This is a genomic window from Chromobacterium sp. ASV23, assembly GCF_016428945.1.
Taxonomy (GTDB): domain Bacteria; phylum Pseudomonadota; class Gammaproteobacteria; order Burkholderiales; family Chromobacteriaceae; genus Chromobacterium; species Chromobacterium sinusclupearum.
The window spans coordinates 1-20,818 of sequence record NZ_JAELTR010000052.1; the positions used below are offsets into that span (position 1 = coordinate 1).

Genomic DNA, 20,818 nt, shown 5'->3' on the forward strand with positions numbered 1-20,818 from the left:
TGCGCGCCTGTTGTGGTCCCCCTTGCCGCAGGGCTGGGAAACGCGCCCGCTGCCCGCAGCCGCAGGTCAATCCAGCCTCGATATCCCGGAGCGGGTGCTGCAGCATCGCGCGGTGCTGTACAAGGACGGCGGCACGCCGTTCAGCCTGGTTGTGGAAACTTACCGCCGCGACCTGTTCGCCTTTCCGCTGAATCCGCCGGCCGCCCGCAACTAAGCCTCGCGCTCAGCCAAAAAGACAAGGCCGCCTTGCCAAATCGACAGGCGGCCTTGTCGTCTAAGAGCGGCTCCTCAGCTCGCCGCCTCCAATACCGACTTCAGCACGGCCAACATCCGTTCGCTGGCGCCGCGGTGGGCATCGCGGAAACGCGCCGCGCCGCCGCGCATGGCTTCGGCAGCCGCCGGATCGGCCAGCAAGGCCAGGGCGGTGGACACCAGCTCGCCGGCATCGGCCACCTGCCGTCCGGCGCCGGCGGCCAATGAGTCGGCGGCGGCCTGCTGAAAATTGAACACCGATGGTCCAAACAGCGCCGGCACGCCCATCAGCGCCGGCTCGATCAGGTTGTGGCAACCAAACGGCAGCAGGCTGCCGCCGATGAAGGCGACATCGCAAGCGCCCAGGTAGCCGAACATCTCGCCCATGCTGTCGCCGAGCCACACCTGGGTGTCGGCGGCCACGGCTGCATCGTCGCTGCGCCGCTGCAGCTTGAAGCCGCGCTCGTTCGCCAGCCGCGCCACCTCGTCCCAGCGCTCCGGATGGCGCGGCACCAGGGCCAACAGCGTGTTGCCCACCGCGCCGCCGGCCTCCCTCCACGCGTCCAGAATCAGCGCTTCCTCGCCGTCCCGGGTGCTGGCGCACAGCAGCACCGGCCGCCGGCCAATGCGCTCGTGAAACGCGCCGGCCAGATGCCACTGCGCTTTTTCAATTTCAATATCATATTTACTGCTGCCACAGACAATGACGTTTTGCGCGCCCAATTGACGCAAACGGTCCGCATCTTCTTTGGTTTGCGCAGTAATGGCAGTCAATTTCCGAACAGCAGGCCGAATCAGCCCCAATGCCTTGCGGTAGCCTTTCAGCGATTTATCCGACAATCTGGCATTGGCCAACAGCAGCGGCACCCCTTGCTCGGCGGCGGCATGCAGCAGATTGGGCCAGATTTCGGTTTCCATCAGCACGCCGCAACGCGGCCGGTAAGCGCGCAGAAAATCCGCCGCCGCGCGCGGATAGTCATACGGCAGATAGCGCACTTCGGCGTCCGGATACAGTTGCTCCGCCGTGGCGCGGCCGGTCGGCGTCATCTGCGTCAACAACAGGGGCGCATCCGGCCATTGACGGCGGATGGCGGCCACCAGCGGCTGCGCGGCGCGGGTTTCGCCTACCGACACCGCGTGTATCCAGATCGCGCCGCTAGCCTTGGGCGACAGCGCCTGGCCGAAACGTTCGTCCCAATGCTCCAGGTAGGCCGGCGCCTTGCGCGCCCGCTTTTTCAGATAGCGACGGATCAGCGGCTTCAACGCCCATAACAAGCCGTTGTACAGCGCGCGCTGCCAGCTCATTGCCAACCCTGCCGCGCGCGCAGCGCCGCCAGCACGTCTTCCACCGTCGGGCATTGGCCGATATGGCCCAAATTGGTCGCCCAGGGCGTCTCCACCACGCCGGTCTGCTGCGGATCGGTGTCGGTGTAAATGGCCACCAGGGGCACGCTCAAGGCATTGGCCAGGTGGGCCAGGCCGGTATCGACGCCGATGACGGCGCTGGCGTGGCCCAGCAATCCGGCAGCCTCGATTAGATTCATCCGCGGCGCCGCCACCGCGGCAGGCAATTGGGCGGCCAGCCGTTCGGCGCGCGCTTTTTCCCGCTCATTTCCCCAGGGCAGCACCGTCACCAGGTCGTGTCCGGCCGACAACGCCCGCCCCAGCTCAAGCCAATGCGCCTCCGGCCATTCCTTGGAAGCGCGGCTGGTGGCATGCAGCAGCACCGCGTAACGGCCGGACAGCATCCAGGCCGGCCGCTCGCCTGGGCGAACGCCGAACTGCGGCGCGCCTTGCGGCGCATAGCCAAAACAGCGGCCGAACAGCAGGCGGTTGCGCTCGATGGCCGACAGCTGCCGGGAAACCGTGTGTTTCTTGTCGTAAAACAGGCTGGCCAGCGATTCGCGCGCGCTGGACCAATCCAGCCCGGCCAGCGGCGCGCCGGCCCACTTGGCCGGAATCGCGCTCTTCAGCAAACCCTGGCTGTCCAGCACCAAATCGAAGTGGGTATCGCGCAGCTGCCGCTTCAAGGCCCGCACCTCTCGCCAGGCCTCAGGCTGAAGCAAACGCTTGCGCCAGCTTCGCCAGCGCAGCGTCAGCACCTCCGCCACCTGCGGGTGCAGCCGGGCGATGTCGGCAAAGCTTTCTTCCGCCAACCAACTCAGCCGGATATTCGGGTAGTGCGTCTTCAACTCAGTGATGGCCGGCCAGGTGTGGATAAGGTCGCCCATCGACGAGGTGCGCACAATCAGCACATTCATCATGGCGCGCATTGTACCCGAGCGGGCCTGTGGTTAACCAAGTAAAATCCGGCCTGACCAGATGTGGATAAGCCGCTGTGAATAAGTTTGACCATATTTATCCACAATCTGCCAGAACGTTGCGCGCTGCAATAATCCCATGGCTATCAACAGGGCAAGACCATGAGCAGTATGGTTTTTTTTCACTTGTCCACACAAAAAGCCCACCTTCAGCAGTTTCATCAATTTATAGTTGCGTTAATGAAAACCCGTTGGTGAAGCGCAAGTCTGTCGCAAAAAAAATGCCTAACAGGACAGCGGGCAAAACTGCTTGCCGCGATGTGAATAACTCAGGGTCTGCAGCAAACCTGAAAGTTATCCACAACTGGCTAGTCACAGACGCGCATGGTAGACAACAGTTTTCAATGCATAACAAACTACTGAAAAATAAAGAAAAATAGTGGTTATCCACAGCAATGAAGGGACTTCTACCAGTTTCTTCATTTTATAAATGGGAAAACATAGAAAAGATGCGATACGCGATCAGCGTGGTGCTTATCACCAAAAATGCAGGTCAGCAACTGGAGCAATGTCTGCAGAGCGTGGGCTTTGCCGACGAAATCGTGCTTGTGGATTCCGGCAGCACGGATAACACATTGGCAATAGCCGCAGCCTATCGGGCAAAAGTTATCCACCAGGAATGGCTGGGATTCGGTCCGCAAAAGCAATTTGCCGTGGAACAGGCAAGCCATGACTGGGTGTTGTGTTTGGATGCGGACGAATATCTGTCGCCTGAATTATCCTTATCGATCAATCAGATACTGGACAATCCACAGGCCGCGGCCTACCGCTTTGCCCGCTGCAACCGTTTCATGGGCCGTTTCCTGAAACACGGCGAGGGCTATCCGGATTGGTCGCTGCGTTTGTTTGATCGCCGCCGCGCGCGCTGGTCCGACGACGTGGTGCACGAGTACGTGATCTGTGAAGGCCCTGTGGAAAAACTCGATGGCGACTTAATGCACGAGTCCGGGGAGGACATCGCGCGGTATTTATCCAAGCAGAACCGCTACACCACGCTGCAAGCGGAGCAGCTGTTCGCCCGCGGCAAAAAGGCGGGCGCCGCCAAGCTGGTGTTCAGCCCGCTGCTGCGCTTCTTCAAGTTCTATCTGGTTCGCCGCGGTTTTCTGGACGGCTTGGCCGGGCTGGTCCATATCTCCATCGGCTGCTTCAACAGCTACATCAAGTACGCCAAGCTGATCGAGCTGCATCGGCTGAGTAAATGACATTTGGTTTGTCAGGCCGCTTGCCTTAGCATCAGTCTTTTTCCGGAAGCGACGGCATGCCTGCAAACCAGATCCTCATCCGGCCCATGACGGAGGCCGATATCCGCGCGGTGGCGCGTTTATGCGGCGACCTCGACTATCCGACCACGCCGGAGCAACTGGCGCGGCGCTACACCGCGGTGCGCGCGTTTCCCGATAACGAGATCTGGGTGGCGGAGCGCCATGGCGAAGTGGTGGGGTGGCTGCATGGCCACGGCGGCCATCTGCTGGAAGCGGAAAGCTATGTCGAGATTGGCGGCATCGTGGTGGATCCGGCCTGCCGCGGACTCGGCATCGGCCGGGGTTTGTTGGCCGCCTGCGAGAAGTGGGCGCAGTCCTTGGGCTACCCGCGCATCCGCCTGCGCTCGGGTGTGCAGCGCGTCGAGGCGCATGCTTTTTACCGTCATATCGGCTATCAGCAGAAAAACACCGGCCTCACTTTTGCGCTCGACCTGCCGCGACAAGACTGAGCGGCGCACTTTATCCACAAGCTTTTGCAAGTCAGCATGCCGATCCGCTTTTTCATCTGCCTTGCGCCTGCAAGGGCATGGCCAACTCGAAGCCGCGCGGGACGGTTTGCCGTATTGGGTGGAGGTGGACGCCGGCATCGGCCACGTACCTCCGCAATGGCGGCTGCTTAACGGCGCCTGGGCGGCCTGGCAGGTAGCGGGGGAGAGACGGGTGGCTTGTCGCAGAGCCAGGCGCGCTGAGGGGCCTTAACGTCGGTTTATGGCCAGGGGTGGTTGACGATTGCGGCGCGGACCGCGCATGCGCTCCGCCAAACCCGCAGGGCAGGGAGTTTTTAGCGGCGACGCTTCCTTATGGACTGGCGCGGAAGGCGGTAAGTCGCCATGGAGGGGGCTGCGCGGCCGCTGGGCGGCTTTGCGCGCGTTTGGACAGGCGCGGGTGGCTTGAGGCGGCACCAAGCGCGCCACGGGGTCTTAAAGCGCCATCCGGTAGAACACCACGCGCTCGGTTTCCTCGAAACCCAGCGCCAGATGGGCGGCTTGCGCCGTCAGATTATCCAGGGCGGTGTCGGAGGCCAGTTCGGCGCAGTCCCGGGCGCGGGCCCATTCCCGCGCCGCGCCCAGCAACAGGGCGGCCACGCCGGCGCGGCGACGCGATGGCGCGACGTAAATACCCTCGACAAAGGCCACCGGCGAGCGGCTGGTGCCGTTGACGTAGTCGTTGCGAATCGCAACTTCAAGCAGGCCTATTGCCGCGTCGTCGCCGCGGGCGACAAAGGCGGCGAAGCGTGCGGGATTGGCCGTTTGTTCGGCGATTTCCTGCTGGTGTTCAGCGGCCGGGCAGTCCGGCCACAGCGCCGTGCGCAGGTTCAGCCAGTCAGCGGCATGGAAAGATGCGGGGCTGAGCGAAATCATATCGATTCGAACTCCGGTTGCGGCATGTGGCGGCGTTGCACCAGGATTTTGTCGACACGGGTTTTATCCATGTCGACCACTTCAAAGCTGAAGCCGTTCCACTCGAAACGGTCGGTGACGCTGGGAATGCGGCCGAGCTTGTACATCATCACGCCGCCCAGCGTGTGGATGTTGCCGCCGGCTTCGCCCGGCAGCCTGCTGTCCAGTTCGAAAAACTCGCGGAAGTTGTCCAGCGACACCATGCCGTCCACCAGCCAGCTGCCATCCTCTCGCTGCACAATCTCGTCATCTTCGCCGCTAATGGCCTGCATATCGCCGACGATGGCTTCCATCACGTCGTTGATCGATACCAGGCCTTCCAGCTCGCCGTACTCGTCCACCACCAGCGCGCTGTGGCTGCGCGCCTGCTTGAACTGCTCCAGCAGCTGCATCAATGAAGAGGTGGCCGGCACGTATAGCGGCGGGGCCAGGTCGGCGGAAAAATCAACCGGCTGGCCGGTCAGCAGGCGGTCCAGCAGCCGCTTGGCGTTGAGGATGCCGATGACCTGGTCGGTGTCGCCGCGGCACACCGGGAAGTGGCTGAAGGCGTGCTGCAGCAATACTTCGCGGTTTTGCTCGGGGCCGTCTTCCAGATCGAGGATCACCACGTCCTTGCGCGGCGTCATCACCGAGGCCACCTTGCGATTGTCCAGCCGGAAAATGTTTTCCACCAGCTCCTGTTCGGCGCGGTCGAACACGCCTTCGTCGGCGCCTTGTTCCATCAGCGTGCGGATCTCGTCCTCGGTGATGGACGGCTCGTCGCTTTTCTTGGCGCGCAGCAAGCGCAGCAAGCCGTCGGTGATGCGGCTGAACACTTGCACCAGCGGCCCGCTGGCGCGCGACAGCAACAGCATGGGCCGCGCCAGCGTCATCGCCACCCGTTCCGGATTCAAGAGCGCCAGCCGCTTCGGCACCAGTTCGCCCAGGATCAGCGACAGGGTGGTGATGAACAGCACCATGATGGCCACCGACAGCGGCTTGGCGTACGGCGCGAGCAGCGCGTAGTGGCTCAGCGCGCCGCGCAGATGCTCGGACAGCGCCGCCTCGCCGTAGACGCCGGACAGGATGCTGATCGAGGTGATGCCGATCTGGATGGTGGACAGGAAGCGGGTGGGTTCGGCGGCCAGTTTCAGCGCGGCGCGGGCGCCCTTGTGGCCTTCGTCGGCCTTTTGCTGCAATCTGACTTTGCGGGAGGAGACAATGGCGATTTCGGCCATCGCAAAAACGGCGTTCAACAGCACCAGGCCGAGCAGCAGCAAGATTTCCACGATGTAGAGAGAGGAGTGGCGGAGCTACTAGCTTAGGGCAAGCCGTCCGCTGCGAAAAGTGGCGCAGCGGACAGTCTTGTTTAGAACAGGCTGCTCTGCGTGGCGGCGGGCGCCCAGCGCACCGGCTGGCGGCCGCGTGCGATCAGCCAGGCATTGACCTGGGAGAAGTGGCGGCAGCCGTGGAAGCCGCGGCTGGCGGACAGCGGCGACGGGTGGGCGGCGGTCAGCACCAAGTGGCGACTGGTGTCGATGCGTTCGGCCTTGGTGTGCGCCCAGTTGCCCCACAGCAGAAAGACGCAGCCCGCGTTGTCGCGGTTGACGGCGTCGATCAGCGCGTCGCTGACCATTTGCCAGCCTAGCTTGCCGTGGCTGCCGGCCTTGTCGCGCTCGACGGTCAGCACGCTGTTCAGCAGCAGCACGCCCTGTTGCGCCCAGTGGCTGAGGTCGCCACTGGCCGGAATGCCCAGGCCGAGGTCGGCCGCCAGTTCCTTGTAGATATTGCGCAAGCTGGGCGGCACCCGAACGCCTTCCGGCACCGAGAACGACAGGCCCATCGCCTCGCCGTCGCCGTGGTAGGGGTCTTGGCCCAGGATCACCACCTTGACGTCGGCCGGCGCGGCGAAGCTCAGCGCGTTGAACACTTGCGGCGGCGGCGGAAACAGCGCCTTGCCGTCTTGTTGTTGCTGGCAAAGCTGGCGGTCGATTTCGGCCAGTTTTGCGGCGATGGCCGGCTGCCGCAGTACGGTTTCCCAGGCGGGATGGACGCGGGCGAGGGCGGGAGACAGGTAAGTCAGAGCGGACATAAGGTTTCTTTGCGGCGGGTCATGCGGATAACGAGGCTTGGAATGGGGACGGCGCGATTCGTTCCAAACAAAACACCGCCCGGAGGCGGTGTCGTCTGGCGGGCGCGGCGCGCTTAGTAGCGGGCGACGGTAGAATCCACCTGCGTCGACCAGGCGTCGATGCCGCCTTGCAGATTGATCACATCGTCAAAGCCGGCATTCTGCAGGAACAGCGCCACCTGGGCGCTGCGCATGCCATGGTGGCAGATGGCGACGATGGTGGCGTCGTCCGGCAGCTCGCTCATCCGGATCGGAATCAGATTCATCGGGATGTGCACGCTGCCTTCGATGTGCGCGAGCTGGTATTCCCAGCCTTCGCGCACGTCCAGCAGCACCGGGCGCTTGGCCTGCGGGTCTGCCAGTTGCGCGGCGAGGGCGGGGGCGGTGATTTCGCGCAGCATGATCAGAAGCTGAAACGGGCGGGTTCCACCGCCTCGAATTTTTGCAGCCGCTCGATACAGGTTTCGAACAGCGCCGTTTCGCGGAAGCTGGTTTCGGTTTCGCGCTGAATCAGCTTGCAGCTCATCACCGGCAGATCACCGACCACCAGAATCAGGCGGCCGCCGACGGCCAGCTGGTTCTTCAGTTCCTGCGGCACGACCGGCAGGGAGCCGCCCACCACGATCACGTCGTAAGGCGCCTGGTCCGGCAGGCCCAGCACGCCGTCGCCCTCAACCAGGGTGACGTTGGCGATGCCGGCTTTTTTCAGATTGGCGGCGGCGCGCTCCTTCTGCGCCGGATCGATTTCGACGCTGACCACCTGCTTGCCCAGCTTGGCCAGCAGCGCGGTCAGATAGCCGCTGCCGGTGCCGATTTCCAGAATCTTGTCGGTCGGCTGGATGCCGGCGTCCTGGGCCAGGCGCGCTTCCATTTTCGGTTGCAACATCTTGCGGCCGTTGGGCAGCGGCAGTTCGGTATCGACGAAAGCCAGCTGGCGCTGGCTGTCGGCGACGAAGTCCTCGCGTTTCACGTGGAACAGCAGATCCAGAATGGTCTGATCCAGTACATCCCACGGGCGAATCTGCTGTTCGACCATGTTGAAACGGGTTTTTTCGAAATCCATCAACTTACACTCCGGAGGGCTGGGAGTCCGCTCCGCCGGATGGAAGACAGCGGCGGCGGCAAGACTCTGGTCATGACGATAACTTGCGATTATCCCATATTTGCCTTACCTTCACAGCATCGCTAGGGGTCCTGCCCCCGGCGTCCGTCGAAGGGCTACCCCAGTGTAGTCTGCCGTGACGGGCGGCGGGACGCGGGTGAGAAATACCCTTGGAACCTGACCCGGATAATACCGGCGTAGGGAAGCGTCAACTGCCCTCACAGGCCCGTCCGGGCCCGCAGCCGGCCACGCCGGATCGCTCCTTGCGCCGTTTCATCGTTTTTGGAGACCCGCCCGATGAACGCGCCCGTGAACCAAGCCATGGTGGTGGATGCCGCCGCCATCCAGCCTTTGCCGAATTCCCGCAAGATCTATGTACAGGGCAGCCGTCCGGACATTCAAGTGCCGATGCGCGAGATCCGCCAGGCCGACACGCCGACCCAGTTCGGCGGCGAACAGAATCCGCCCATCTTCGTTTACGACACCAGCGGCCCATACAGCGATCCGGCGGTGAATATAGACATCCAGAGCGGCCTCGCGCCGCTGCGCGCCGGCTGGATCGCAGAGCGCGGCGATTGCGAGCAACTGGATGGCTTGTCCAGCGAATACGGACGCGCCCGCGAGGCCGATCCCAAGCTGGCCGAGCTGCGCTTCAATCTGCAGCGCAAACCGCGCCGCGCCAAGGCCGGCCGCAACGTCAGCCAGATGCACTACGCGCGCCGCGGCATCATCACGCCGGAGATGGAATTCGTCGCCATCCGCGAAAACCTGAATCGCCGCGCCTATGTGGCATCGCTGCAAGCCACCGGCAACCAGCGCCTGCTGGACCTGATGACGCGCCAGCACAAGGGCCACAGCTTCGGCGCCAATCTGCCGGAAGAGATCACCGCCGAATTCGTGCGTCAGGAAGTGGCCGCCGGCCGCGCCATCATCCCGGCCAACATCAACCACCCGGAATCCGAACCGATGATCATCGGCCGCAATTTTCTGGTGAAGATCAACGGCAATATCGGCAATAGCGCGGTAACGTCGTCGATATCCGAAGAAGTGGACAAGATGACCTGGGGCATACGCTGGGGCGCCGACACCATCATGGACCTGTCCACCGGCAAGAACATCCACGAAACGCGCGAGTGGATTCTGCGCAACTCGCCGGTGCCGATCGGCACCGTGCCGATCTACCAGGCGCTGGAGAAAGTGAACGGCAAGGCCGAAGACCTGACCTGGGAAATCTTCAAGGACACGTTGATCGAGCAGGCCGAGCAGGGCGTCGACTACTTCACCATCCACGCCGGCGTGCGCCTGGCCTACGTGCCGATGACCGCCAACCGCATGACTGGCATCGTCAGCCGCGGTGGTTCCATCATGGCCAAGTGGTGTCTGGCGCATCATCAGGAAAATTTCCTCTACACCCACTTCGAGGACATCTGCGAAATCATGAAGGCCTATGACGTGGCCTTCAGCCTGGGTGACGGCCTGCGTCCCGGCAGCGCCTGGGACGCCAATGACGAGGCGCAGCTGTCGGAGTTGAAGACGCTGGGCGAGCTGACGCAGATTGCCTGGAAGCACGATGTGCAAGTGATGATCGAAGGTCCGGGCCACGTGCCGATGCAGCTGATCAAGGAGAATATGGACAAGGAGCTGGAATGGTGCCGCGAAGCGCCGTTCTACACCCTGGGGCCGCTGACCACCGACATCGCGCCAGGCTACGACCATATCACCTCGGCCATCGGCGCGGCGCAGATCGGCTGGTACGGCACCGCGATGCTGTGCTACGTGACGCAGAAGGAACACCTGGGCCTGCCCAACAAGAATGATGTGAAGGAAGGCATCATCACCTACAAGCTGGCGGCGCACGCGGCAGACCTGGCCAAGGGCCACCCCGGCGCGCAGATCCGCGACAACGCGCTGTCCAAGGCGCGTTTCGAATTCCGCTGGGAAGACCAGTTCAACCTGGGCCTCGATCCGGACAAGGCGCGCGACTTCCACGACGAAACGCTGCCCAAGGACAGCGCCAAGGTCGCGCATTTCTGCAGCATGTGCGGCCCGCACTTCTGTTCGATGAAGATCACGCAGGATGTGCGCGACTTCGCCGCCAAACAAGGCATCAGCGCGCAGGATGCTTTACACAAGGGAATGGAAGCGAAGTCCATTGAATTCGTGCAGAGCGGCGGCAAGCTGTACGACAAGGTCTAAGTATGGCTGGAACAACAGGCGGCGGCGCAGACCGCCGCTTTTTTCATGCCGCCACGATGGCTTGGGTATACGATGAGCGTATCTCCCTCACCGCAGGAGCCTGCTATGGATACCAGCAGCCATCTGTTGCCCGGCCTGTTCCGCCAGCTGGGCTTGTCCGACGATCCGGCGGCGATGCGCGCCTTCATCGCCAGCCATCCGCTGCCGCCCAAGTCCAATCTGGCTGACGCGCCGTTCTGGAGTCCTGCGCAGGCGGCCTTCCTGCGCCAATCGCTGGAGAATGATGCCGAATGGAGCGAGGCGGTGGACGAGCTGGCGGTGTTGCTGCAGCAAGGCGAATCCTGAAGCTGTGGATAAAAATAGAAACGGGCGATGGTTGTGGATAAGCCATCGCCCCTTGTCTATGGCCTTTTGCGGCTAAGCGGCGATATAAACCCAGGCCCGTTCGCCCGTATCCAGCAGCGCTTCTACCCGCTGGTAATCATCCACCTCATAGCGGTCCGCCTGTTCCAGCTCCGCATCGCTGATGTCGAACACGCTGCCGGCAACGCAGTCTTGCGGATTCTCGCTCAATCGGACGATGGGATGGTGGGTCTTGCCGCTGGCGCGCACCACTTCGGCATCGCGAATTTCCAGACTATCCAGCTTGAAGCCGACTAATTGAGCCGGGCGGCCGCGCAATAGGCGGCCGAAGGTGGCGAGCTGCACATTGTCTTGTTGCAGCGTGCCGTAAGAGAACAATTTGGGCATATCGCGTCTCGCTTACAGGTAGTGACTGTCGTCCAGCAGCATGTCTTCAAAAAAAGCGCCATATGCCTCATTGGGATGGCGGATATGGATTTCCAGCACCCATAGCAGCGCGCTCGGCGCATGGTCGAAGTCCGCCAATGCGCCATTGTGGATGGCGGCATGGGGGAAATCTGCCAGCCTGTGGCCAGACAGGTCGAGATTCAATTGCCAGCCGCGATGGTGGGCGCAGTCTTCGGCGTAGCGGTATAGTTCTCGTCCGCTGCAGCCTTCCTTCAGCCAATGTCTCCTCACCTCATGGAAAATGGCGCGCGCATCGTCGGCGCAACGGGCGCGCTCCGGATCGCTGCCGGTGACGAAGGTATCGCCAGCGTCGCCTTCCCACTGTTTCCATACCGGACCGATGTCGATGAAGAAAATGTCGTTTTCGCCAAGATAGACGCCTGGTTCCGATGGCGCGCCAAAGGTTTTCAGCGTGTTGCGGCCAAAGCGCACGTAGACGTCGTGCCAACCCCGCAGCATGCCGGCATCGGCCAACACGTCGCGAGCCAGTTCCACCGCGTCTTCTTCCAGCATGCCGGGACGAATGTGGGATGCAATTTTGCGCACGGCATCCCGTGTGCGGCGTCGCACGTCCAGCATGGTTTCGCGGTTGAAAGCCGCGCCAACGGCTTCTTGCGGCAAACAGGTTTCTTGCATGGTGGTTCTCCTTGTAAACATCAGCGATGGGCGGCCAGAGACAGGCCGTTCAGTTCGGTGCTCAGCTTGATCTGACAGGCCAGGCGATGCGCCGGCGATGGCTCATCCAGCGCGGCCAGCAGTCGTTGCTCCTGTCGAGAAGGTTGCGGCAGCTGGCTCAGCCAATTGGAATCGATGGCGACACGGCAGGCTCCGCAAGCAGCCTGCCCGCCGCATACCGGCAGCACCAGACCGGCGGCGGCCAGCGCGGTTATCAGCGGATCTCCTTCAACGGCGGGTACTGTCAGCCAGTCGCCTTGCGGCCGGCGCCAGCGCACAGTCAGATTGCCGTGGTTGGCGGCAGGCGCTTGCGCAGGGACGAAGGCATCGGCGTGAAAGCGCTCTGCGGGCAGATGGCAGCGCTCGGTCAGCAGCGTGCGTGCCTGCTCCACCATGCGCGGCGCGCCGCAGGCGTAGACGCGAGCGCCGCTCAGGTCGGGATGGTCCGCGGCGGCGACGTCTTGCACAAAGCCGCGGCGGCCGGTCCATTCCGCCGGCGCATGGCTCAGGACGGGGATGAAACGCAATAAGGGCCAACGCAGAGCCAGGCTGGCAAAGTATTCGGCCAGATAGAGGTCGGCATCTTCGGCGCCGCCCCAATACAGATGGATCGGCGTGCGGCATCCCGCCGCGTGGGCGTATTCCAGCATGGCTTTCAGCGGGGCGATGCCGGTGCCGGTGGCCAGCATGACCACACGGTCTATCGCTGCCTGCTCCGCCTCCCATACGCAGTCGCCGAAGGGACCGCTAATCGTCAGCATCTGACCAGGACACGCTTCATGCCGCAGCCATGCGCTGGCCTGGCCGGCTGCGCGCAGCCGGATGTGGGCCTCCAGCCAACCATCGTTGCGCGGAGCGCAGGCCAGGGAGTAGCTGCGTGTGATGCCGGATGGGAGTTGCAGGCTGAAGAATTGGCCTGCCTGGATGGACAAGCCGCGGTGGCATTCCGGGCGCAACAGCAGACGCAGCGTGACGCCATCTAGCCAGTGCAGTGCCTGCAAGCGGTAAGAATAGGTTTCGATCATCATGCATATCTCCCAAAAGCATGCTTATGCTATAAGAGTGATGGACCAGTAAAAACATCCAGTTTTTATAAATTGACTGGTCCAGATGCGGGGAGACACGCATGCTGAGACCCTGGTCCATGTTGCTGACCATACGGCGTGAAGGCGGCTTGCCAGCGCATCTACAGATCGCGCAGCAGGTGGCGGACGAGATCCAGCGCGGCAGGCTCAGGCCGGGCGATGCGCTGCCTGGTAGCAGGGAACTGGCGGATAGGCTGAGCTTGAACCGCAAGACGGTGGTGCTGGCCTACGACGAGTTGGCGGCGCAGGGGTGGGTAACGGCGGAGGGGCGGCGCGGCACGTTCGTTGCGGCATCGCTGCCGGCGCCGCTGGCCGAGGAGGCTGAACTGGACTTCACCCTGTCGCGGCAGCAGGCCGAGCAGATGCCGGAAGCGGATCTGATCGATTTTTCCGAAAATGTTCCGGATTCCCGGCTGATTCCTTTCGATGCGCTAGGGCGGGCTTATCGCCGCGCCCTGATCGCAACCGCCCGGTCGGGGCGCTTGTCTTATGGCGATCCGCGCGGCGAGCTGGGGCTGCGCCAGTCATTGTTGCGCATGCTGACCATGGAGCGGGGCCTGTCGGCTACGTTGGAGAATATTTGTCTTGTGCGCGGCAGCCTGATGGGCATCTATCTGGCCGGCAAGGTGTTGTTGAAACCCGGCGATGCGGTCGTGCTGGACCGTTTGAGCTATCCATCGGCGCGCAATGCATTTCGCTCGCAGGGCGCGCAGTGTCTGGATGCGGCAAGCGACGCTCAAGGCATGTTGCCTGGGGAACTGGAGTCCTTGTGCCGCCGTTATCCGGTGAAGGCGGTGTATCTGACGCCACACCACCAGTTTCCCACCACCAAGATGATGCCGGCGGAGCGACGGCTGCAGTTGTTGGCCTTGGCGGAGCGCTATGACTTCCACATCATCGAAGACGACTACGACCACGAGTTCCATTTCACGCATCGGCCGATGTATCCGCTTGCCAGCCTGCCAGGAGGACGGCGAGTGGTTTATGTCGGCTCGTTGTCCAAAGTGTTGGCCCCGGGGTTGCGGATAGGTTTTGTGCTTGCGCCCGCGGCGCTGATCGAGCGTTGTGTCGACAACATCCTGCTGATTGATCGCCAGGGCAATCCTGTGACGGAACAGGCGGTGGCGGAATTGATGGATAGCGGCGAGCTGAGGCGCCATGTGCGTCGGGCATGGCGCGTCTATAAGCACCGGAGGCAGGTGTTGGTGGAGGCGTTGCAGCGGGAATTGAATGGCCGGGCCGATTTTGAGTTGCCGGCGGGGGGCCTGGCGATCTGGCTGCGGCTGAGCCCGAATATCGATATGGCGCGTCTAGTGGAGGATGCGCGGCGACGCGGGGTAAAGATATTGGCCGGCAGTCATTTCACCGGCGATGGCAGTGTCGTGCATGGAATCCGCTTGTGTTACGCCGATTTGGAGGATGAGGCCCTGCTGCTGGGGGTGAAACGCTTGGCGCAGGCTTTGTCCGAACAGCATGCCGAGTAGCGGGCAAGCTGTTCAGGGCTATGGCGTGTTTAAGGGCAGACAGTAACGTCACAGCCGGCACACTTGGTTGCGTCCGCCCTGCTTGGCCTGATACAGCGCCTGGTCGGCCTTCTGTTGCGCGGTGGCGAAGTCCTGTTGCTGGCACTGCCATTCGCACACGCCGGCGGAGAAGCTGCAACGCAGCTCAGGATGGTTCGGCAGCGGCTGCAACTGGTTGAACTGCTGGCGCAACCGTTCCGCCACCGCAAAGCCCACCTCGGCGGAGGTATCCGGCATCACCAGGCAGAACTCCTCGCCGCCGTAGCGGATTAGCAGATCGTTTCCGCGCACGCCGTTGTTGAGCACGGCAGCCAGCATTTGCAGCACCGCGTCGCCGACCGGATGGCCGAAGCGGTCGTTGATGGATTTGAAGTGGTCGATATCCAGCATCACCACGCAGACGCGCTGGGTCGAGGCATCGAGCGTGTTCAGCCAGTATTGCAGCGCGCGGCGGTTGCCGGCGGCGGTGAGCGGGTCGATATTGGCCGCGTCCTGCAGCCGGCTGTTTTGCCGCTGCAGGGCGATGTTCAGAAAACCCACGGCGCCGCAGACCTGTGCCGCTGCAGCGACGGTCAGCGCCAGATGATGCATGCCGTCTTGTGGATGCGGCAGGGCGGGCAAACCGTGCAGATGCCGCCACATGTCGGCGCCGTCGCGCCAGATGTACAACAGCGCGCCGATCAGGAAGAGCAGGGCAGTGGGGCTGAAGCGGTTGCGGCACACCTGCCGTTCGGCCTGCTGATACAGCCAGGCGGCGGCCAGATACAGCACAGGGATTTCTGCCGCATCCAGCGCCATTTGCAGCGTCTGCCACGGTATCCAGTAGTCGAGACCGGCATAGGCGCCGACGGCGAGCCACAGCCAGCCAGGAGGGCGCATGCCGACCAGTCGGGCGATCACCATCAATTGCAGCGTGATGCCGGCGGTAGTGATGGCGGGCCCTACCGACATCTGCAGTGGCCCCCAGCCAAACAGCCTCCCCTCCACCAGCATGCCGGCGGCCAGCAGCAGCGAGGCCTGCAGCCAGCGCCGTCTGGCGCGGATCAGGTCAGCGCGGATGCTGTGCTGCCAGGTGATGACGCCTATGCTGGCGACAGCCAGTGAAACCATGATCAGCAGGTAGTCGGACATAGGGCGATGGCAGTCGATGGGGCGGTAACTGATTCATTTTAGCAAACGCCGTTCCACTGCCGGCGCTTTGTGGAGAACCGGCGCGCCACTTGTGCCAAGCCTATCCGGCCAACGCCGCGGGCAAAGACCTGGAACCGGCGCTTTAGAAGCGGGCCACGACCTTGCGCCGTATGCTGTAATCCGGTCTCAGGCTGGCTTCGGCATCAAGGAAGTAGCGGTTGCTGTCGAGCAGGAAATGCGGATCGTTGTCGGCGTCTGGATCGGCCCACAGTTGGAACAAGCGCAGCACTTGCTGCGGATGGTGGCTGCGCGCCAGCGCTTCGCGGAACGGCCGCTCGCTGAACATGCGGGCAATGGAGGCCAGCAACTGCAGATGGGGCGGGCGCGTTTCTTGCGGCAGCAGCAGGAATAGAAAGCTGTGCGCCGGCGCGTGGTCCGGGGCATCCAACTCCAGGCCCTGCTTCAGGCGAAGAAACAGCGCATGGGCCTCGGCCAGGCCGGGAATGCGGCCGTGCGGCAAGGCCAGGCCATGCCCCAGGCCGGTGCTGCCGGATTGCTCGCGCAACAGCAGCGCGGTGGCCAGCGTCTGAGCGTTCAGGGCGTGGCGCTGGCCCAGCTGGCGGGCGGCGAATTCAAACAGCTGGTGTTTGTTGTCTATGTCCACGTCCAGCAGGATGTCGCTGATCTGGCAGATATCGGGCAAGGTTTGCATGGCGGTGCGCTCCCGTGTTGGGTGAGGGTGACGCAGCCATGCTAGGACGCGGCGGCTAAATTGCAGCTAAATATCTTGCCGCGCCGCATCAAAATCTTGTCAACAGACTCTAATCGGCCGGCTTGATCGCGCCTTTCAACGCGGAGGCCTGTTCCTTCAGCTTGTCCACTTGCTGTTTCAGTTCCGGGTTGAGCACGGTGGCGGCGGCGCCCACCTGTTTGGCTACCCCAAGGGCGGCGCTGGCTTGTTGTTGCAGTTGGCCTAAGGGGGCGCTGGCGCCGTCCACGCTCTGATGCACGCTGCCGATGGCGGCGGAGGCGGCTTGTTGCAACTGGCTGGTTTGTTGCTGGTTGCAGCCAGCCAGAATCAAGGCGCTGCAGGCGGCGATGATCACGGTGCGCATGGTGTTGTCCTACAAAATGGAATGTTGTTACAGAGCGGTTGGACAGGCGGCAAGTTCCGGCCAATGAGCCAGTTTTCGCTAAATGACATTGGAAATGCAGCTGTTTAGGTTTAACTTGTCGTTTGTCCTAACGATATGGAGCCCGTCATGATTACTGTCAGCGTCCTCTATCCGCAACGCGCCGGCGCGCATTTCGATTTCGACTACTACCAGCAGCGCCACATCCCCCTGGTGCAGCAGCTGCTGGGCCCGGCCTTAAAGGGCGTGCGGGTGGAGCGCGGTTTGGCCGGCATGGAGCCGGGTAGTCCGGCGGGTTATGCGGCGCAGGCGTTGTTGCTGTTTGATTCGATTGAGGCGTTTCAGCAGGCCTTTGCTCCAGTAGCGGCGCGCATCACGGGCGATATTCCGCATTACACCGATATCACGCCGCAGCTGCAGTACAACGAACTGCTGCTGTGGGACGAGCGGCCGGCCGGCGTCCACGGCTGGTATGCGAACGCGGAGTGATCTTCAGCCGGCCAGCCGTTCTGCCAAGCCATCCGGCGCCTGGTCTATCGCCAGCCGCGGCGTGCCGTGCCAATCTGCCATCCGGCTTAGCGCGCGTTTGAGGTCATCGCTCAGCCGCTGGCTGACGCGCACGCCGGGCTCCAGGTGCAGCGATTTCACCTCGAATACGCCCTGGGCGCGGTGGGCTTTGGCGTCCAGCCGGCCCACCAGTTTGCCGCGATGGAGAATCGGCAAAGTGAAGTAGCCGTACTTGCGCTTGGGCGCCGGCGTGTAGCACTCGATCTTGTAATCGAAGTCGAACAGCTCCAGCGCGCGCTTGCGGTCCCATACCAGCGGGTCGAACGGCGACAGGATGGCGGTGTTGCCGCTGTTCAGCGTGCCCGCCGCCGCCTGCTCCAGCTCGGCGGCCAGGCTGGCGTGGACGAAGGCGTCGTGGCTCCAGCCTTCCACTTTCACTGGGATCAGCTCGCCCTGGTCTGCCAGGCCGTGCAGCAGCTCGCCATACGGCGCGCGCTTGAGCCGGTAGTAATCGGCCACCCAGCCGGCCTTGACGATGCCCAGCGCGCGGCAGCTGTTGCGCACTTGTTCCAGCCGCGCCTCTTCCGGCGTGGGCAGGTCGCGCGCGTCGTCCCAGTCTGGCCTTACCCGTTCGGCCAAATCATAGACGCGCTGGAAGGCGCGCCGCTCTTTCACCATCAGGCGGCCCAGCGTGAACAACACCTCAAGGTGGCGCTTTTCCGGCTTCCAGTCCCACCAGCCGTTGCCCTTGCCGTTTTTGCGTTCGAAATCGGCCGAGCGCACCGGGCCGTGTTCGCGGATATGCTCAACGATGGCTTCGATTGCCGCGCGGTGCTGTTCGTACCAGCGCTGCGAATACTTCCATCCCATCCATGTGGTGTCGAGCATCCGGCGACGCATCAGGCCATAGTCTTCCATCGGCACGAAGCAGGCTTCGTGCGCCCAGTATTCGAACAAGGCCCCTTCGGCCAGCAATTGGTCCAGCCAGGCCGGATCGTAGGCGCCGATGCGGCTGTATAGCACCAGATAAGGACTGCGCGCCACCACGCTGATGGTGTCGATCTGCAACAGCGCCATGCGGCGGATGGCGGCCAGCACATCGGCCTGGGAGGCTTTGCGCCGCGGCGCGGACAGCAGGCCCTGGGCGGCCAGTTGCAGGTGGCGGGCTTGCTGCTGCGACAGATGATGCGTCATGGGCTAGGCATGGAAAAGTGGGAAAGACGACTATATCAGGCCCTGCCGTCGCAGTCTTTTGTCGATGCTTTTGGCATGACATGGCGTCAGCTTTGTGGCAGTGTGGACAGCTCTATTGTTTTGGAGCGACAGCATGATCAGCCATATCGACCACCTTGTCCTGACGGTACGGGATACCGAAGCCGCGGTGGCTTTCTATCAACGCGTGTTGAAGCTGGAGGCGGTGAGTTTCGGCAACGGCCGCCGCGCGCTGCGCTTCGGCAACCAGAAGATCAATCTGCAAACCCTGGGCCAGGAGACGCGCAATCATGCGGTGATTGGTTCCGGCGACCTCTGCCTGATCACCGATTCCCCGCTGACCGAGGTGATGGCGCATCTGAAGCAGGAGGGCGTGGCCATAGTAGAGGGACCGGTGACGCGCAGCGGCGCGATGGGGCCCATCACCTCGGTGTATTTCAACGATCCGGACGGCAATCTGGTGGAAGTCAGCAGTTACAATTTTTGAAAACCAGGATGCAGGATAAACAGGCTGGCGTGCCGGAGCGTCCTGAGTTGCCGCAGGCGGTGGCTGGAAACTGATGCGGCTATTGATGGAAGAACGAACAGCGGAGAACGGGAAAGTGGAGAACGGGAAAGTGGAGAACCTGGGCGACGTGCCCAGCCCGATAGACCTGCGCCAGATGGCCGACGCGGCCGAATGGGCGGCCGGCGCGATGGAAAAGCGGCCGTGGCGCGTAGCGTTTTTCGACCGTTTCGCCCATGAGCTGGCGGGCGCCTGTCGGGTGCTGGAGCTGGGCTCCGGCCCGGGCTTTCTGGCGCGCCATCTGCTGGAACGTTTGCCGCAGCTGCGCCTGGAGCTGTTCGATTTTTCCGAGGCCATGCACCAGCTGGCGCGCGAACGGCTGGGAGTGTTGGAGGAGAGGGCCGACTTTCGCCTGGGCAGCTTCCGCGAAGCGGACTGGGCACGGGGCTTGCCGCTGTGCGACGCGGTGATCACCAACCAGGCCGCGCACGAGGTACGGCATAAGCGCCATCTGCCGGCGCTGCACCGCCAGGCGCGTTCGCTGCTGCGGCCGGGCGCGCCCTACCTGATGTGCGACCATTACGCCGGCGGCGACGGCATGGCTAATGATCAGTTGTACGCGACGGTGGAAGAACAGGAAGCGGCCTTGCGCCAGGCTGGCTTCGGCGATGTGGCGCTGCTGATGCGTCAGGGCGGGCTTGCGTTTTTCCGTGCCAGGTGAGGGGGCTCAGCGCGCAGCGGACTTGCCGGCGAAAAAATCGCGCAGCAGCGCGTCATAGCCGCCATCGCGGCGCATGGCCTGCAGCGCGAGATTGAAGCGCGTCAGCAGCGCACGCTGCGGTGAGGTCTTGTTGATGGCGAGGTAAGAGAGATTGCTTACCAGCGCTTCCTGTGTCAGCGTCACATCCTGATAGCCGCCTTCGCGCAGCACCAGTTGTAGCGATTCGCGTATGCCCAGCACCACATCGAGCCTGCCCAATTTGAGTTGGCGCAGGTTTTGCGCGTCGCTGTCGCTGTCGAATGCCAACAGCTTGCCCTCTTTGCGCGCCAGGTCGAAAGCGTCGCCGTAGCTCCAGCCCGCAATCACGCCCACGCGTTTGCCGAACAGATCTTCCAGGCTGTGATAGCGTGGCGCTTGCGCCGGATAGGCCATGACCACGCGTTCCTGAAAGATGGGCTGGCTGAAGTCGAACTGCTTTTCGCGGCTGGCTGTCTTGATGATGCCGCCGGCGGCCGCGCGGCCGTCGCGCAGTTCCTGCAGGGCAAAACGCCATGATCCCGCGCGCAGCGTGACGGCGATCCCCGCGCGTTCGCAAACCTTGGAAATCAAAGCCGGGTAAAGCCCCGCCGGCCCTTGCTTGGCCGCATACATCAGCGGCGGGTTGCTGGCATCGAAATTGATGACCAGACCAGAGGCATCGCTGGCCCGGGTGGAGCACGAGATAGCCAACAACAAGATGGCGAGGAATGCGTGAAAGGATTGCCGCTGCATCGTTAACGTTCCGGACGAATCGCTACCGTATCAGCATAGTATCGGCAGCGGCCGCAACGAAGCGGACGCAGGGCCGCGCATGAAAAAACGGAACCCGCAGGT

General features: G+C 62.9%; 24 protein-coding genes, 1 pseudogene and 1 riboswitch. Of the genes and pseudogenes, 9 read left to right on the top strand and 16 right to left on the bottom strand.

What is annotated here, in order from left to right:
* Positions 1-214 (top strand): annotated as a pseudogene (locus JHD59_RS17400) (hypothetical protein); the annotation flags it as partial.
* A 74-nt stretch (positions 215-288) separates the two neighbouring features.
* Here JHD59_RS17400 and waaA read toward each other — a convergent pair.
* The 3 genes from waaA to JHD59_RS17415 are packed head-to-tail and all read right to left on the bottom strand — an operon-like array spanning position 289 to position 2,735.
* A complete protein-coding gene (waaA, locus tag JHD59_RS17405; RefSeq protein WP_199155156.1) occupies positions 289-1,557 on the bottom strand; it encodes a lipid IV(A) 3-deoxy-D-manno-octulosonic acid transferase in 1,269 nt (422 codons plus the stop codon).
* Positions 1,554-2,513 carry a lipopolysaccharide heptosyltransferase I gene (gene waaC, locus JHD59_RS17410; protein WP_199155157.1) on the bottom strand — a complete coding sequence of 320 codons (960 nt, stop codon included), beginning with the start codon at positions 2,511-2,513 and terminating at the stop codon, positions 1,554-1,556. Before waaC ends, waaA begins: the two co-directional genes overlap by 4 nt.
* A gap of 33 nt (positions 2,514-2,546) precedes the next feature.
* Positions 2,547-2,735: a hypothetical protein gene (locus tag JHD59_RS17415; RefSeq protein ID WP_199155158.1), complete on the bottom strand. Its 189-nt coding sequence runs from the start codon at positions 2,733-2,735 to the stop codon at positions 2,547-2,549.
* A gap of 287 nt (positions 2,736-3,022) precedes the next feature.
* On the opposite strand from JHD59_RS17415, the gene JHD59_RS17420 reads away from it, so the two are divergent.
* Positions 3,023-3,775 carry a glycosyltransferase family 2 protein gene (locus JHD59_RS17420; RefSeq protein WP_199155159.1) on the top strand — a complete coding sequence of 251 codons (753 nt, stop codon included), beginning with the start codon at positions 3,023-3,025 and terminating at the stop codon, positions 3,773-3,775.
* 56 nt (positions 3,776-3,831) lie between these two features.
* Entirely contained in the window at positions 3,832-4,284 is a 453-nt protein-coding gene (locus JHD59_RS17425) for a GNAT family N-acetyltransferase (RefSeq protein ID WP_199155160.1), read from the top strand.
* A 471-nt stretch (positions 4,285-4,755) separates the two neighbouring features.
* Here the strand turns inward: JHD59_RS17425 and aac(6') are convergent, their stop codons facing one another.
* The 5 genes from aac(6') to JHD59_RS17450 all read right to left on the bottom strand — a co-directional run bounded on the left by aac(6') (position 4,756) and on the right by JHD59_RS17450 (position 8,408).
* Positions 4,756-5,196, bottom strand: a complete 441-nt coding sequence (gene aac(6'), locus JHD59_RS17430) for an aminoglycoside 6'-N-acetyltransferase (RefSeq protein WP_233164347.1) — start codon at positions 5,194-5,196, stop codon at positions 4,756-4,758.
* Complete coding sequence (locus tag JHD59_RS17435) at positions 5,193-6,503, bottom strand: hemolysin family protein (protein WP_103320966.1); 1,311 nt, start codon at positions 6,501-6,503, stop codon at positions 5,193-5,195. Before JHD59_RS17435 ends, aac(6') begins: the two co-directional genes overlap by 4 nt.
* Before the next feature lie 80 nt (positions 6,504-6,583).
* Entirely contained in the window at positions 6,584-7,306 is a 723-nt protein-coding gene (locus JHD59_RS17440) for a uracil-DNA glycosylase (RefSeq protein WP_199155161.1), read from the bottom strand.
* A 113-nt stretch (positions 7,307-7,419) separates the two neighbouring features.
* Positions 7,420-7,746: a rhodanese-like domain-containing protein gene (locus JHD59_RS17445; RefSeq protein ID WP_199155162.1), complete on the bottom strand. Its 327-nt coding sequence runs from the start codon at positions 7,744-7,746 to the stop codon at positions 7,420-7,422.
* A gap of 2 nt (positions 7,747-7,748) precedes the next feature.
* Positions 7,749-8,408 (bottom strand): protein-L-isoaspartate O-methyltransferase, encoded by a 660-nt coding sequence (locus JHD59_RS17450; protein WP_103320963.1) that lies wholly within the window; start codon positions 8,406-8,408, stop codon positions 7,749-7,751.
* Positions 8,409-8,522: 114 nt separating this feature from the next.
* Positions 8,523-8,668: riboswitch (TPP riboswitch) on the top strand.
* Positions 8,669-8,744: 76 nt separating this feature from the next.
* Here JHD59_RS17450 and thiC point away from each other — a divergent pair.
* Both thiC and JHD59_RS17460 read left to right on the top strand, forming a co-directional pair.
* Positions 8,745-10,643, top strand: coding sequence for a phosphomethylpyrimidine synthase ThiC (gene thiC, locus JHD59_RS17455; protein WP_199155163.1), 1,899 nt, complete (start codon positions 8,745-8,747; stop codon positions 10,641-10,643).
* 105 nt (positions 10,644-10,748) lie between these two features.
* Positions 10,749-10,988 (top strand): DUF2789 domain-containing protein, encoded by a 240-nt coding sequence (locus JHD59_RS17460; protein WP_103320961.1) that lies wholly within the window; start codon positions 10,749-10,751, stop codon positions 10,986-10,988.
* 72 nt (positions 10,989-11,060) lie between these two features.
* Here JHD59_RS17460 and JHD59_RS17465 read toward each other — a convergent pair whose 3' ends face one another.
* From JHD59_RS17465 to JHD59_RS17475, 3 genes are read right to left on the bottom strand one after another with little or no spacing between them, the layout of a single operon-like run.
* Positions 11,061-11,393 carry a gamma-glutamylcyclotransferase family protein gene (locus JHD59_RS17465; RefSeq protein WP_199155164.1) on the bottom strand — a complete coding sequence of 111 codons (333 nt, stop codon included), beginning with the start codon at positions 11,391-11,393 and terminating at the stop codon, positions 11,061-11,063.
* Positions 11,394-11,405: 12 nt separating this feature from the next.
* On the bottom strand, positions 11,406-12,089 hold the full coding sequence (locus JHD59_RS17470; protein WP_199155165.1) for a M24 family metallopeptidase: 684 nt from the start codon (positions 12,087-12,089) through the stop codon (positions 11,406-11,408).
* Positions 12,090-12,109: 20 nt separating this feature from the next.
* Positions 12,110-13,156, bottom strand: coding sequence for an FAD-binding oxidoreductase (locus JHD59_RS17475; RefSeq protein ID WP_199155166.1), 1,047 nt, complete (start codon positions 13,154-13,156; stop codon positions 12,110-12,112).
* A 98-nt stretch (positions 13,157-13,254) separates the two neighbouring features.
* On the opposite strand from JHD59_RS17475, the gene JHD59_RS17480 reads away from it, so the two are divergent.
* The gene (locus JHD59_RS17480; protein WP_199155167.1) at positions 13,255-14,697 is read left to right on the top strand and encodes a PLP-dependent aminotransferase family protein; all 1,443 of its coding nucleotides are present in this window, start codon (positions 13,255-13,257) and stop codon (positions 14,695-14,697) included.
* Positions 14,698-14,745: 48 nt separating this feature from the next.
* On the opposite strand, the gene JHD59_RS17485 is transcribed toward JHD59_RS17480, so the two are convergent.
* From JHD59_RS17485 to JHD59_RS17495, 3 genes are all read right to left on the bottom strand, one after another.
* Entirely contained in the window at positions 14,746-15,867 is a 1,122-nt protein-coding gene (locus JHD59_RS17485) for a diguanylate cyclase (protein ID WP_199155168.1), read from the bottom strand.
* Positions 15,868-16,009: 142 nt separating this feature from the next.
* On the bottom strand, positions 16,010-16,579 hold the full coding sequence (locus JHD59_RS17490; RefSeq protein ID WP_199155169.1) for a PTS sugar transporter subunit IIA: 570 nt from the start codon (positions 16,577-16,579) through the stop codon (positions 16,010-16,012).
* Positions 16,580-16,688: 109 nt separating this feature from the next.
* Positions 16,689-16,982 (bottom strand): hypothetical protein, encoded by a 294-nt coding sequence (locus JHD59_RS17495; RefSeq protein ID WP_199155170.1) that lies wholly within the window; start codon positions 16,980-16,982, stop codon positions 16,689-16,691.
* A gap of 147 nt (positions 16,983-17,129) precedes the next feature.
* Here JHD59_RS17495 and JHD59_RS17500 point away from each other — a divergent pair, with 147 nt between their 5' ends.
* Positions 17,130-17,489, top strand: a complete 360-nt coding sequence (locus JHD59_RS17500; RefSeq protein ID WP_199155171.1) for an EthD family reductase — start codon at positions 17,130-17,132, stop codon at positions 17,487-17,489.
* A gap of 3 nt (positions 17,490-17,492) precedes the next feature.
* Here the strand turns inward: JHD59_RS17500 and JHD59_RS17505 are convergent, their stop codons facing one another.
* Positions 17,493-18,701 carry a winged helix-turn-helix domain-containing protein gene (locus tag JHD59_RS17505; RefSeq protein WP_199155172.1) on the bottom strand — a complete coding sequence of 403 codons (1,209 nt, stop codon included), beginning with the start codon at positions 18,699-18,701 and terminating at the stop codon, positions 17,493-17,495.
* A 133-nt stretch (positions 18,702-18,834) separates the two neighbouring features.
* Between JHD59_RS17505 and JHD59_RS17510 the strand changes: the two genes are divergently transcribed.
* Together JHD59_RS17510 and JHD59_RS17515 are read left to right on the top strand one after the other, a co-directional pair.
* Entirely contained in the window at positions 18,835-19,206 is a 372-nt protein-coding gene (locus JHD59_RS17510) for a VOC family protein (RefSeq protein ID WP_199155173.1), read from the top strand.
* A 115-nt stretch (positions 19,207-19,321) separates the two neighbouring features.
* Positions 19,322-19,945, top strand: coding sequence for a class I SAM-dependent methyltransferase (locus tag JHD59_RS17515; RefSeq protein WP_199155174.1), 624 nt, complete (start codon positions 19,322-19,324; stop codon positions 19,943-19,945).
* A 6-nt stretch (positions 19,946-19,951) separates the two neighbouring features.
* On the opposite strand, the gene JHD59_RS17520 is transcribed toward JHD59_RS17515, so the two are convergent.
* On the bottom strand, positions 19,952-20,716 hold the full coding sequence (locus JHD59_RS17520) for an ABC transporter substrate-binding protein (RefSeq protein WP_199155175.1): 765 nt from the start codon (positions 20,714-20,716) through the stop codon (positions 19,952-19,954).
* Between the last annotated feature and the right edge of the window lie 102 nt (positions 20,717-20,818).